We start from the raw sequence: 12769 nt of genomic DNA on the forward strand, positions 1-12769 counted from the left end.
CGGCTTTTCGATCTCCTAACGGGCCTTCGCGGGCACGATACGTGCTGTTCAGGCTTGGACCGTCACCAGGCGGCTGAATTCGGCGAGCAGATCGTAGCCGTCCCAGATCGCGGAAAAGGTCAAAGCCGAGCCGAACGGCACCATCCGGTCGACGCCTCGACCCGCCAATTCGGCCGCGAATTCGACCAATTCCTCCTGGGAGAAACCGAATTGGCCGACCGTCTGGTCCTTGCGCACCACCATCGGCACGAGCTCGGCGAGCGTCGCGACCTGGGCGTTGGCGAAGGTGCCCGCGCCGAGCCATTCCCGCGGCATCGACGCCGGATCGACGAGCTCCAGCGTCGCGAGGCCGTTCGTGTCGGCGCCGGCACCGTCGAAGGAGATCTTGGAGATCAGCCCGTCCACGGCCGCGCCATACGCGGAGACTCGCTTTTGGACGGCCATCGCGGCATCCGTGACGTGCTGCTTCTCGGCCAGAACGGCGGCGAGATGCTGGCGGAACTGCTTCCCGGCTTCGGCCGCGCCCTCGGCGTCACCGACCCAGAACACCGCGCGCGGTGACGAGCAGGCGGCCTGGTCGAACCAATACGAGTCGTTGTAGAAACCTTCGGCCGCGACCCTGCGCTGCTGGTCAGAGGCCTCCTGCCAGCCACGGACCGACGCGATCGCGAACGACGAGCGGTCCGGAAAGGTCAGATCACGGGCGTGCGGCGCGAGCGGGTACTTCCGCAACGCGTTGACCGAACTGTCGCCACCCCAGATGACCCGCAGGTCAGCGGCCTTAGACAGCGCGCCACTGATTTCGTCGCTGCGGTCGTAGGTGACCATGCGCTGCGACTGCGTGATCGCGCGGGCCGTCGCCGGGTCCATGTCGGACAACGCGGCGTTCAGCGCCTCGATCACCGTCTCCGCGGCCCCAGCCGAACGCGACGAAACCCGCACCACGTTGTGGTTCCCGGCGAGCGCCGACAACGCCCATGAGTAGACGAAGATGGTGTCCACGTTGGCCGGTGGCACATGGAACACGAGTCCGCGCGGGAACCGGAACACGTTGTCGACGGTGTCCAATTTGGACAGAGCCTTGGCGATTTCTCCCTTACGCAGAAAGAAACCCAGCGACGCGAGCTCGGGATAACGTCGAGCCGTGGCCGGAGCGAGCAGCTTTCGGGCGAACTTCGTCAGGAACTCGACCACCCGCGGGTCGCCGACCTTCAGCCGGCCACCGTCGGGCTCCGCGCGCAGCTCGCTGACCAGCAAATCGACGTCGACGTCGGCGCCCTCGGGGAATCGCTGCGTGAGGCTCATGCCGCCGCGCCTAGCCCGGGTGTGGGTGTCCCACTGAGATCCAGTGTGTCCGAGCAGCCACGGGCTTCGGCCTTGGGCAGCCTGCCCAGCACCGAGAAGTGCTTACCCGGCCAGTCGCCGTCGTCGATCCCGTTGCAGACACCGAGATCCTCGGTCAGCAGCACATGCCCCGGATACGATCGCGGCAGCGTGCTGACCACCTCGATCACGCCCGGCACGCCGACTGGCTGCTCCCGCCAGGTCTGCGGATCACGGATCACGACGTCGGCGAAATCGGGGCAGTACAGCGAATTCCCGGACGGGCCTTCGAGGAATACCGTGCCGATCTGCTCGATCATCCCGTAGTAGTTGTGAATCCGGTGCAGCCCGGTGTCTTCTTTGAACCGGCGGCGGAATTCGGTGTTGTCCACCGCGCGGTCGATGAGTTTCTTCCACCCGCCGGAATGCACGAGAATTCCGTTCGACAGATCGAGTTTGTGCTCACGCGCGACTTCGTAAAGGTATTGCCACACCATGAAGGTGAAACCGAAGATCAAAAACGGCTTGTCCCCATAGGTGGCAAGGAAATTCTTGACCGCCTCGACGTCCGGCTGGTCGTTCTCGTCGAGAACGTAGACGTGCTTGCGGCCGAAGTTGGCCATCCCGAGTACACCGGCGCCTCGGGCGGAGAACGAGCGCCGGTTCTTGATGATGCCGATCGTGTCGACCATCAGCATCGGCAGCCGCTCGCCGCCGAGCACTTCCTGCAGCGTCGCGCCGAGCTGCTTGGTCTGCGCGCCCGCCGCGGCCTTGTCCAGGTAGATCCGCGACGCACCCGCGCCGGTGGTGCCCGAAGACGTCAGCGTCTTGAAGACCTCTTCGTCCGGCACGCTCTTGAGGTCGTGGGTCTTGAACATCCGCACCGGCAGCCACGGCAGGTCGGCGATGGTCGCGAACGGGCCGCCCGCGGGGATGCCGAGGGACGAAAGGATCCGTTCGTACCCTGGCGAATGGGCCCGGTGGTGTTCGGTGAGCTCGGCGAGCTGCGGCAGCAACGTCGACTCCCGCTCGGCCTGCGAAAGGCTGAACACGCTCATAACTTGGCCTCCAGCGACCGGTAGTCGATCTTGCCGCTGGCCAGCAACGGGACGCTGTCGATCGGCCGCACGTCGAACCCGCTCGTGTGCAGGTGGAGCCGCTCGGACAACGCACGCGAAGTCGCCTTGCAGATCTCCTTGTCGACGCCCTCCGCGAACAGCACGACCTTGTCCCCGGCGGCGATCGCGGCGACGACGTCGATCTCCGCCGAAGCGGATCGCGCGGCCTGCTCCAGGTCGTCCAAACTGACGCGGTGGCCGAACACCTTGCCGATGCGCTTGAGCCGGCCGGTGATGAACAGGAACCCGTCCTGGTCGAGGTAGCCGAGGTCGCCGGTGGCGAGCACGCCGCCAAAATCGTGCCCGGCGGCCAGCGCCGACTCGTCCTCGGCGTAGCCCATCATCACGTTCGGTCCGCGGTAGACGATCTCGCCGGTGATCTTGGGGTGGGTGGTCTCGGAACCGTCGTCGCGCCGGACGGCGAACTTCCCGCCGGGCAGCGGCGGCCCGACCGATCCTGGCTTGTCGGAACGCCGCTCGGCGGGCATCGTCGTCATCCGCGGCGCGGCTTCGGTCTGCCCGTACATGACGAACATCCGGCCGCCGACCGCGCGGATCTTGTCGTCGAACTCGGCGACGAGCTCGTCCCGCAGCTTGCCACCGGCCTGGGTCAGCGTGCGCAGGCTCGGATACTTCTCCGGCGCGAACTTGAGGCGCCGCAACATTTCGTAGTGGTACGGGACGCCCGCGAGCGAGGTGATCTTGTGTTCGATCACCGCGTCCCAGAACTCGCGCCCCAGCACGCCGGACGGCTCGATGACCACGGTCGCGCCGCGCACGAGATGGGAGTTCAGCACGGAAAGCCCGTAGCTGTAGTGCAGCGGAAGACTGGTCGGCGCGACCTCGTCGGCGTCGATCCCGAGGACCTCGGCGATGCCGTCGGCGTTGGCCAGAACAGCGGCGCGCGAAAGCCGGACCAGCTTCGGGTTCCCGGTCGAGCCGCTGGTCGGCAGCAGCACGGCGAGATCGGGATGCGGGATCACGCAATCGGCGGACTCACGCACCCAGTTGCCGTCGGTGAGGGCGTACCCCGCCGGGGCCGGACCATCAGCGGCCAGCACGGCGACCGGGCGGAACCGCTCGACCAGCTCGGTGAGCTTGTCGACGTCCAGCGACGGGTCGATCAACGCGATGGCCCGGCCCGCTTCGAACGCCGCGAGGTACCGCAGGACGCTGTCGAGATCGACCGACATCCGCGTGAACACCACGCCCGGCGCGAGCTCGCCCAGCGCCGAAGCGATACGGCTGACCTCGTTGTCGAGCTCCTCACCCGACAACGTCCGCCCGCTCGCGACCTCGATCAGCCGCGCGCCAACACCCACCAAAGTCACAGGACCAAGCCTCCGTCGACACCGAGAATCTGCCCGGTCACGAAGGAAGCTTCGTCACTGACCAGGAACCGGATCACCTTGGCGACCTCTTCCGCCGTACCCAGCCTGCGCAGCGAGGTGTCCTCCACCCGTCCGGCCAGGATCTCTTCGCTGAGGTGCGCTGTCATCGACGTCTCGATCACGCCCGGAGCGACCGCGTTGACGCGGATGCCATAGCGTCCGAGCTCCTTCGACGCCGAGCGCGCCACGTTGCCGACAGCGGCTTTCGACGCGGCGTAAGCGACCTGACCGGCACTGCCGTGCTCGCCGACGATCGACGCCAGCACCACGATGGCCCCGGTCTTCTTGCGCATCATCGCGCGCGCGGCCGCCTGCACGGTGTGGATCGTGCCGGCGACGTTGGTGGTGAGCATCCTGTCGACGAGTTCCTCGCGGATCATGCCGAGCAGGGCGTCTTCCATCACGCCGGCGTTCGCGACGACGATGTCGAGCTGGCCGTGCTCCTTCGCGACACCGCGGACGAGCGTCGAGACGGCTTTGGCGTCGGTGACGTCGAGTGCCTGCCCGCTGACCGTGCCGCCGACCGAGGCCGCGGCTTCCTTGGCGCCCGTTTCGTCGCGGCCGGTGAGCACGACGGTGGCGCCCGCCTCGGCGAGCGCGCGGACCGTCGCCAGTCCGATCCCTCGGGTGCCGCCGGTGACCAGCGCGACTTTCCCGGTGAGATCAGTTCCCGGCCTCGCGGCCAGAGCGTCAGACACCGTTGCTCTGCAGCTCTTTGATCATGTCGGCGGCGACCTTGAAGCTGCTCATGTCGATCACCTGGTCGGTGTCGAACTGCACGTCGAACTCGTCTTCGATGGCCGCGACGAGCGCCATGTGGCCGACCGAATCCCAGGCCTCGATCTCCCGGTACTTCAGGTTCTCGACCTCGACGTCCGCGTCGAGGTCCAGTGCCTCGACAAAGACCTCACGCAGCTTGCCAGCGATTTCCGCCATCACGATCCTTAATTAGGGCTCGACAGAGCGCGGACGCTCGTCCCACGCCTTCACCAAGGTAGAGAAGTCCGGGGCGAGGCGGTCGAGCAGCCCGTCACCGGGGAGACCCTCCTTACCCTTCAACCACGGCGACAGCGTCTCGATCGTGGGCTCGTCCAGGCCGTACCTGCTCAGGCCGACCACGTTGAGCCCCGAAACGCGCGCCGGGTTGCCGACGCTGATGGTGAACGCGGGCACCTCCCGGCGCACCGCCGAACCCATGCCGACCATCGCGCCGGGCCCGATCCGGCACTTCTGGTGCACGACCGTTCCCATGCCGAGGTTCGCCTTGGACCAGACGTGCGTGTGGCCGCCGAGGAGCACGTTGCAGGCGAGGGTGACCTCGTCGTCGACGACGACGTCGTGGCCGAGGTGGCTGCCGCGGAGCAGGTAGCTGCCGTTGCCGAGGCGGCTGGGGCGCCAGGTGCCCTGCTGGATGCTGACGTATTCGCGGATGCGGTTGCGATCCCCGATGCGGACGCCGTGGCCGTCCTGGGCGGGATCGCCCGTCGGCTCGTCGTCCCACGCCACCGGATGCGGGCCGCCGCGGTCTTCGCCGGGGGTGCCGATGGTGACGTGCGGGCCGATCCAGTTGCCGTCGCCGATCACCGTGGGGCCGACGATCACCGCGAACGGGCCGATGACGTTGTCGGCTCCGAGTTCGACACCCGGGCCGATGACGGCGCTCGGGTGGATGCGGTTCACCACGGGGAAGTCCATTCGTCGTGGCTGCTCGTCGAGTGCCCGAGTCAGCCTGGGGTCAAGGGCGGCCGCGTACGACAGGTAACGTGTGGCCCGCTATTGGCTTTTGATCTGCTGGTTTTTGCCTGCGGCACGAATGGGTGTCCGGGCGCACCGACCGGCGGCTCAATCTACCCGATGCGAAACTCTGCCGGATTCAAACTCTGCCCGATTCAAACTCCGCCCGATTCGAAGAACCGCCCGCGACTAGCGAGAGACTGCCGATGATCCCCCTTTCCGTGGTTGACGTCCGTGACGCCGAGGACCTTGTGGTCGAGGTGCTCCGTTCGGGCTCCCTCGCGCAGGGACCGATGGTCAAGCGGTTCGAGAACGCGTTCGCCGGTGTGGCCGGGACCAAGCACGCGGTGGCGGTGAACAACGGGACGACCGCGCTGGTGGCGTCCCTGCAGGTCCTGGACCTGCGGCCGGGTGACGAGGTGATCACCTCGCCCTTCACTTTCGTCGCGACGCTCAACGCGATCCTGGAGGCCGGCGCGACGGTCCGCTTCGCCGACATCCGGCGCGACGACTTCGCGATGGACCCCGACGCCGCCGCCGCCGCGATCGGCCCGCGCACCAAGGTCCTGATGCCGGTGCACCTGTACGGCCAGACCGCCGACATGGGCAAGCTGGCGCCGCTGGCCGCCGAGCACGGCCTGCACGTGGTCGAGGATTCCGCGCAGGCGATCGGCGCCTCCTACGACGGCCGCCCGGCGGGCTCGTTCGGCATCGGCTGCTTCTCGCTCTACGCGACCAAGAACATCACCACCGCCGAAGGTGGCGTGATCACCACCGACGACGACGAGCTGGCGGACAGGCTGCGCGTGCTGCGTAACCAGGGCATGCGGGCCCGCTACCAATACGAAGTCGCCGGGCACAACTACCGGATGACCGATCTGCACGCCGCCGTCGGCATCCCGCAGCTGGAGAAGCTCGACGAGCTGACGGCCGCCCGCCAGGCCAACGCGAAACGGCTCACCGACGGGCTCGCCGGCACGCCGGGCCTCGACGTCCCGCAGGTGCTTCCCGGCCGCGAGCACGTATGGCACCAGTACACCGTGCAGGTCGGCCCGCACGCCTTCCTCGAGCGTGACGAACTCGCCGCCGCGCTCACCGAAAAGGGCATCGGCAACGGGATCTACTACCCGAAGATCGTCTTCGACTACGACTGCTACCGCGGGCACCCGCTGATCCCCGGTGCTTCGGTCGCCGATTTCCCGGTGGCCGCTTCCGTTGCGTCCCAAGTACTTTCGCTGCCGGTACATCCGAAGCTGACGGAGTCCCACGTGGACACCATCATCGAAACCGTTCGTGAGGTACTCGGCGCTTGAGTCACCGCATCGCCCTCGTTGGGGCCGGCAACATGGGCACGCTGCACGCCCGCGTGCTGTCAGGGAACGACCGGGTCCAGCTGACCCGCATCATCGATCCGCGCGAGGACGTCGGCCGCGCGGTCGCCGAGCGCTTCGAAACCCAGTGGAGCCCGGAACTCGGCTCACTGTCCGATGTGGACGCTGTGGTGCTCGCTTCGGCGACCGAGGTGCATCACGAGCTGGCACAGGAGATTCTGGGCCAGGGCAAGCCGTTGCTGATCGAGAAGCCGGTCGCGAACAGTCTTGACCTGTCCGAGGAGATCGTCCGGCTTTCGGCCACCAAGGACGTCCCGCTGATGTGCGGGCTGCTCGAGCGCTACAACCCGGCGGTCATGACGGCCCTCGCGCTGGTCAACGAACCGGTGCACCTGATGGCCACCCGCCACGGCCCGTACGCGCCGCGCATCAAGACCGGTGTCGCGTGGGACCTGCTGGTGCACGACGTCGACATCGCGATCCAGTTCTTCGGCGGCGCCACGCCCGCGCGCGTCAGCTCCGGCGCGGGTTACTTCCACCCGCAGTCGGTCGAGGGCGCCGAAGACACCATCGAAACCGTGCTCTCGTTCCCGACCGGACTGGCGACGGTGTCGGCTTCACGGCTGGGCCAGAAGAAGGTCCGCTCGCTCGTGGTGTCCGAGCTGGACAGGATGATCGAGATCGACCTGCTCCGCCGGGACGTCACGATCTACCGGCACATCTCGCACGACTCCGTCACCCCGGACGGCCTCGGCTACCGCCAGCAGACCGTGATCGAGATCCCGGAGCTGATCAGCGCCCGCGAGCCGCTGGCGACCCAGCTGGACAGGTTCGTGGACCTGCTCGAAGGCAAGGTCGACGCGGCCGCCGAGCGCGATACGATCTTGCCTTCGCACCGGGTCGTCGCGCAGGTCCTCAAGCAGGCGGCGCTGCCGGTCTGAGTTGATCTGCCACTGTTGGTAGCGGATTGTGACTGTTCGAAAGCGGTCCGGTGGGGTAGAAAAGATTGCTTACGAAACTGCACGGCGTGCAGATGGGGGAGCTCTCTTGGCCGACGAAGACGTGGAACTTCCGGCGCCCAAACGCGCCAAAGGGTCGGTGGTCCGGCTGGTGGCGTGGCTGGTCGCGGTCCTCTTGGTGGTCGGTGCGGGCCTGTATTTCTGGTGGCAGCAGGTGCCTTCGGAGGACGACCTGCGCGAGCAGGCCGGGCTGAAGGGCAAGGCGCAGCTGTTCGTCGGTGTCGCGGACGACAATCCCGGGGTCGCGCTCAAGGATCCGAAAACGGGGAGCTACACCGGTTTCGACATCGACATCGCGTATCTGATCGCCGCTGATCTCGGCTTCCGGCCCAACGAGGTCCGGTTCCTGACCATCGAGAACGAGGACCGCAACCGGATGCGGGCCGCGGACGAACAGGGCCATTTCCTGACCGTCGACCTCGTCATCTCCACCTACAGCATCACCGAAGAGCGCGAGCGGGAGCGCAGTGTCAGCTTTTCCGCGCCCTACCTGGACACCGAGCAGTCGGTCATGACGCTCAAGGGCGTTCCGGCCGTGCAGGACATGAGCGATCTCGCGGGCAAGACGGTGTGCACGATCACCACGTCGACGTCCAGGAACCCGGCCAGCGACGCGGGTGCCAAGGTGGTCGGCAAGCGCCGGATCAGCGAATGCCTGCCCGGCCTGCGCAACCACGAGTTCGACGCGGTCACCACCGACGCCGCGATCCTCGCCGGATACGTCGCGTTGGAGCCCGAAGTGTTCCAGCACCACGACATCGGGCTCGCCGTCCCCGAGGAGTGGGGCGTCAACACCGGCGGCAACGACAACCTGACCAAGCTGGTCAACCTTTCGCTTTACCGCTCGCACAACGATCCCGAGGACAAGCGCTGGGAGGACGCGTACGACCGGAACCTGCGCGCCGAAGAACGGGCCAGCTTCCCGCAGCCCGTGGCCAACGACAAACAGCCGGACGTGGACGAGGTGGAGGTTCGGCAATGGCCGTGGGAGAGGCTCGCGGGGACGATCCGCCCGATCGGAGCAACGGATCGACGTCGGAGGCGCACGGCTTCCAGTGGACGCTGACGCTCTTACCGGCGTTCCCGATCCTGCTGCTCGTACTGCGGTTGTGGCATCTGAGCAAACAGGACCTGCACACGATGTTGCTGCTGGTGCAGAACGTCGGCCCGCTCGACCTGGTCAGTTCGCTGGTGATCACGCTGATGTGGGTGCCGCCGGTGTTCGTGCTGGCCGGGCAGGCGCTGGGGCTGCTGTACCTCGTGAGCACCCGCGAAGAGCGACGGCGTAGGTCTTCCTGGCTGGCCAAGACGGCCATGCGGACACCGGACTGGGCGATCGCGGTGACGGTCATGTGGGCGGCGACGTCGTGGCAGCTGCGGTTCCTGCCGGCGCTCGCGATGGTGACCGTGGTGATCGTCGGGCTCACGACACGGCTGCGCAATCCCGATCGGCCGCGGCTGATCTGGGCCGTGTGCATCGGGTTGCCGGTGGCGATGGCGCTGTTCGAGTACGTCTGGCTGTTCCCGGCGATCGGGGACGCGTTCTCCCGCGGGGAGGGCATGCTCGTGCTGATTCTCTTGGTGCCGCCCGCGTTGGCACCGCTGCTCACTGGGCCGATCCCGCCGCGCTTCGCCCGCGTGTCCACGCACGCACCGGCCGCCGCGGGTGCGCTGCTGGCGCCGTTCCTGCTCGTGGCGGTGTTCCTGCGGGCGCCCGTGCTGCCGACGGTGGCGATGGAGCTGGAACACGGTCCTGATCAGCGGGCGGAGGTCGTGCTGGGCAGTGTGGTGACGGTGGACGACACCATGACCACACTGCTGGACAACGACGGCGCCGTGCGGTTCGTGCCGAACGAGCGGGTGGCGTCGAAGGTGCTTTGCCCTGGGGCGGAAGCGATTCCGAACAGCGCGGTGGAGGTGCAACGGTGGTCGATCGAGCAGTCGGCGTTGCAGTGGTTGTTGCCGGCCAAGGAAACCCGGCGGGCTAAGGACCCTCGGTGCGACGGTCGTCCTTTGGTTCCGTGAAGTCTCCGGAGGGCGCGCCCCAGGTGGTCGTGTCGGCACCGCGTTCTTCGGCGAGCTTGCGGCGCCGCTCGTTCTCGGTGCGGACGCGCTCGACCTCGGACTGGATGTACTCGTCGTCGTAGCGCTGGAACACGCGCGCCGGGTTGCCCGCGACGAGCGAACGCGCCGGAACGTCCTTGGCCACCACGGAGTTCGGCTGCACGGTGGCGAAATCACCGATCGTCACCCCGGCCATGATCACGACCAGGCCGCCGATGAAGCAGCCCTTGCCGATCTTGACCGGCTTGCGCTCGATGAGGTCACTGCCGGAGTGGTTCTGCAGCGTCATGTTCGCGAGCCAGCTCGAGTGGGTGAACACGAGCGTGTTGAGCCCGATGCTGGTGTGCTCACCGATTTCCAGGCCGCCACTGGCGTCGAGCACCGCGCCTTCGCCGATCCAGCAGTGCTCGCCGATCGTCAGGTTCTCCGGGCTGACGATCTTGACGCGCTCGCGGACCCGCGTGGTTTCGGGCAGGCCGTAGAACTTCGCGCGCTCGGCGTCGTTCAGGTACTGGCCGACGAGGTCGTTGAGGATCTGCGGACGCAGCCTGTTGCTGCGCTCGTCGTCGAAGAACATGTTCACGAACGCACCGGAGCGGCGTCGGCGACCAGCTTTTCGAACGTGCGCAGGTGCTCGTCGGCGACGACGTCGAGGCTGAAGTTGGCGCGCACCATGGCACTCTGCCGCTTGGCGATGGCCGCGCGGCGCTCCGGGTCGTCGAGCAGCCCGAGCACGGTTTCGGCCACCGCGGCCGAATCGTCCGGCGGGACAAGGAGAATGTTCTCTCCATTGCGGAGCTCGATACCCGGGTAGTTGTCCTCGGTCACCGACGCGATCGTCGCCGTGCCCGAGAGCATCGCTTCGAGCGAAGCCGTGCCACAGCCGCCGTTCAGGTCGTGTGTGACGATGTCCGCGGCCGCGAAGTACGACGGCACATCGGCCTTCGGCACCAAACCGGTGAGGATCAGGGCGTCCTTGACGCCCAGTTCCTCGGCCCGCTTGAGGAAACCGTCGTGGTAGACGTGACCCACGATGATCACCTTGGTCGCCGGGTGCTTGTCCAAAATGGACGGAAGCGCCTCGATCAGCGGCAACCGGTTACGCAGCGGGATGACGTGCCCGAGCGAGACGATCAGCGGGGCGTCACCGAGTTCGAGCTCGGCGCGGACGTCCTTGGTCAGCGGCTTGTCGAAGTTGCCGGTGTCGACCGCGATCGGGAAGTAGTCGGAGTTCGCGTCGCTGGTCTTGTACCTCTCGACGCAGTAATCCACGCCGAGCTTGTCCAGGATGACGTACCGCGGCTTCATCACGCCGAGCAGCGGGCGCACCAGCACCGCGTCCAAGAACCGGAAAACCCCGCTGTACAGCTTGTTGTCGCTGATCAGCAGCGTGTGGATGGTCAGCAGCGTCGGCAGCTTCCGCCGCCGCGCGTACAGCCCGGCCATCCACGACAGATCGAAGAACTGGCCGTGCAGATGGATCGCGTCCGGCCGGAACTCGTCGAGCAGCTTGAACAGCTTGCGCCAGTTGCCGGGACGCACCGCGGCGAAGGTCATGTCGAAGTCGATCGACAGCCCGAGCTGCGGCATCTTCATCGCCGGCATTCTGACCACACGATAACCATCGCGCTCTTCGTCGGCCGGAGCACCGTCGTAGGCCGCGGTGATCGCGAGCACCTCGTGGCCGCTGGCGGCGTACTGCTCCGCCAGCGACGCGGCCATGTGCGCGCTTCCGCCCACGCGAGGCGGGAAGAAGTTGTTGACCACCACAATGCGCATCGCGCGGCCGTCAGCGGGCCCGGCCGTAGTCATGACGCCTCCGCGGGAAAAAGTACGTCGGCGGTAGTCACTTGTAGTCCTTGACCAGCTGGCGCATGCCGTCTTCCACAGCGATCTTCGGCTCCCAGCCGAGGACCTCGCGGGCGCGGGTGATGTCGGCGGCGCGGCGCGACACCAGCACGTCACGCTCGTTGAACTGCGGCTCGACGTCGACGCCGACCGCGTCGATCAGGATCCGCGCCAGCGTGGCGACCGAGGTGTCGATGCCGGTGCCGATGTTGATCGGCAGGTTCGACTGCTCGGACTCCAGCGCCGCCACCACGGACCGCGCGAGGTCGTGGACGTGCACGAAGTCCATCGACTGGTCGCCGCGGCCGTCGATGATCGGCGGCTGGCCGGCGCGCAGGCGGGTGATGAAGTGGTTGATGACCGAGGTGTAGTACGCCTCGCTCTTCTGGCCGGGGCCGTACACGTTGAAGAAGCGCAACGCGTTCCAGGACAAGCCCTTCTGGCGCTCGTAGAAGCCGAGCAGGTCCTCGCCGGCACGCTTGGTGATGCAGTACGGCGTCAGCGGGCGGAGCTCGTCGTCCTCGTGCATCGGCAGGGTCTTCGGCTCGCCGTAGACCGACGCCGTCGAGGCGAACACGAGCCGCTCGACACCTTCGTCGGCCGCGGCGGCGAACACGTTGTGGTTACCGGTCATGTTGATGTCGACCGACTCGTGCGGGTCGGCGATCGACTTGTTGATTGACACCGTCGCGAAGTGGACCACGTGGGTGCAGCCGCGCATGGCCTCACGCACGCCGCCGCCGTAACGGACGTCCTTCTCGATCAGTTCGACCTTGCCACCGGCGACCCACTCGTTCACGCGGGCGCGGTCGCCGCGGGTCATGTTGTCGAAGATGCGCACCGAATAGCCGCCGTCGAGCAGCAGCGGAATCACGTGCCCCGCGATGAACCCGCCGCCGCCGGTGAAGAAGACCTTCTTGTCAGACATGTGTTGCGGTTTC

The 12769-nt window shown here is 67.0% G+C and carries 13 protein-coding genes; 4 read left to right on the top strand and 9 right to left on the bottom strand.

The features are described from left to right. Window positions 1–48 precede the first annotated feature (48 nt). Genes VGP60_RS25190 through VGP60_RS25215 form a run of 6 tightly spaced genes read right to left on the bottom strand, consistent with a single transcriptional unit; the run spans window position 49 to window position 5515 of the window. Window positions 49–1305, bottom strand: coding sequence for an acyl-CoA reductase (locus tag VGP60_RS25190; RefSeq protein ID WP_327550558.1), 1257 nt, complete (start codon window positions 1303–1305; stop codon window positions 49–51). Beyond that, a complete protein-coding gene (locus tag VGP60_RS25195; protein WP_327550559.1) occupies window positions 1302–2381 on the bottom strand; it encodes an acyl-protein synthetase in 1080 nt (359 codons plus the stop codon). The genes VGP60_RS25190 and VGP60_RS25195 overlap by 4 nt, the downstream gene beginning before the upstream one ends. Then, on the bottom strand, window positions 2378–3772 hold the full coding sequence (locus tag VGP60_RS25200) for an AMP-binding protein (RefSeq protein ID WP_327550560.1): 1395 nt from the start codon (window positions 3770–3772) through the stop codon (window positions 2378–2380). The genes VGP60_RS25195 and VGP60_RS25200 overlap by 4 nt, the downstream gene beginning before the upstream one ends. Next, complete coding sequence (locus VGP60_RS25205) at window positions 3769–4530, bottom strand: SDR family NAD(P)-dependent oxidoreductase (protein ID WP_327550561.1); 762 nt, start codon at window positions 4528–4530, stop codon at window positions 3769–3771. The genes VGP60_RS25200 and VGP60_RS25205 overlap by 4 nt, the downstream gene beginning before the upstream one ends. Then, complete coding sequence (locus VGP60_RS25210) at window positions 4523–4768, bottom strand: acyl carrier protein (RefSeq protein ID WP_327550562.1); 246 nt, start codon at window positions 4766–4768, stop codon at window positions 4523–4525. The genes VGP60_RS25205 and VGP60_RS25210 overlap by 8 nt, the downstream gene beginning before the upstream one ends. A 12-nt stretch (window positions 4769–4780) precedes the next feature. Next, window positions 4781–5515, bottom strand: coding sequence for a UDP-N-acetylglucosamine acyltransferase (locus tag VGP60_RS25215; RefSeq protein ID WP_327550624.1), 735 nt, complete (start codon window positions 5513–5515; stop codon window positions 4781–4783). A 257-nt stretch (window positions 5516–5772) separates the two neighbouring features. Here VGP60_RS25215 and VGP60_RS25220 point away from each other — a divergent pair, with 257 nt between their 5' ends. The 4 genes from VGP60_RS25220 (at window position 5773) to VGP60_RS25235 (ending at window position 9941) form a co-directional block, all read left to right on the top strand. Then, window positions 5773–6879 (top strand): DegT/DnrJ/EryC1/StrS family aminotransferase, encoded by a 1107-nt coding sequence (locus VGP60_RS25220; protein WP_327550563.1) that lies wholly within the window; start codon window positions 5773–5775, stop codon window positions 6877–6879. Beyond that, a complete protein-coding gene (locus VGP60_RS25225) occupies window positions 6876–7838 on the top strand; it encodes a Gfo/Idh/MocA family oxidoreductase (RefSeq protein ID WP_327550564.1) in 963 nt (320 codons plus the stop codon). Before VGP60_RS25220 ends, VGP60_RS25225 begins: the two co-directional genes overlap by 4 nt. A 106-nt stretch (window positions 7839–7944) precedes the next feature. Then, window positions 7945–8982: a transporter substrate-binding domain-containing protein gene (locus VGP60_RS25230; protein WP_327550565.1), complete on the top strand. Its 1038-nt coding sequence runs from the start codon at window positions 7945–7947 to the stop codon at window positions 8980–8982. Continuing rightward, window positions 8895–9941, top strand: coding sequence for a hypothetical protein (locus VGP60_RS25235; protein WP_327550566.1), 1047 nt, complete (start codon window positions 8895–8897; stop codon window positions 9939–9941). The genes VGP60_RS25230 and VGP60_RS25235 overlap by 88 nt, the downstream gene beginning before the upstream one ends. Here VGP60_RS25235 and VGP60_RS25240 read toward each other — a convergent pair. The 3 genes from VGP60_RS25240 to VGP60_RS25250 form a co-directional block, all read right to left on the bottom strand. Next, window positions 9901–10557: an acyltransferase gene (locus VGP60_RS25240; protein ID WP_327550625.1), complete on the bottom strand. Its 657-nt coding sequence runs from the start codon at window positions 10555–10557 to the stop codon at window positions 9901–9903. The two genes, VGP60_RS25235 and VGP60_RS25240, sit on opposite strands and share 41 nt — an antisense overlap. Window positions 10558–10559: 2 nt before the next feature. Beyond that, window positions 10560–11759: a glycosyltransferase family 4 protein gene (locus tag VGP60_RS25245; protein WP_327550626.1), complete on the bottom strand. Its 1200-nt coding sequence runs from the start codon at window positions 11757–11759 to the stop codon at window positions 10560–10562. Between the two features lie 67 nt (window positions 11760–11826). After that, a complete protein-coding gene (locus tag VGP60_RS25250; protein WP_327550567.1) occupies window positions 11827–12756 on the bottom strand; it encodes an NAD-dependent epimerase/dehydratase family protein in 930 nt (309 codons plus the stop codon). Window positions 12757–12769: the final 13 nt, after the last annotated feature.

Origin of the sequence: Amycolatopsis sp., assembly GCF_036008905.1 — a bacterium.
Taxonomy (GTDB): domain Bacteria; phylum Actinomycetota; class Actinomycetes; order Mycobacteriales; family Pseudonocardiaceae; genus Amycolatopsis.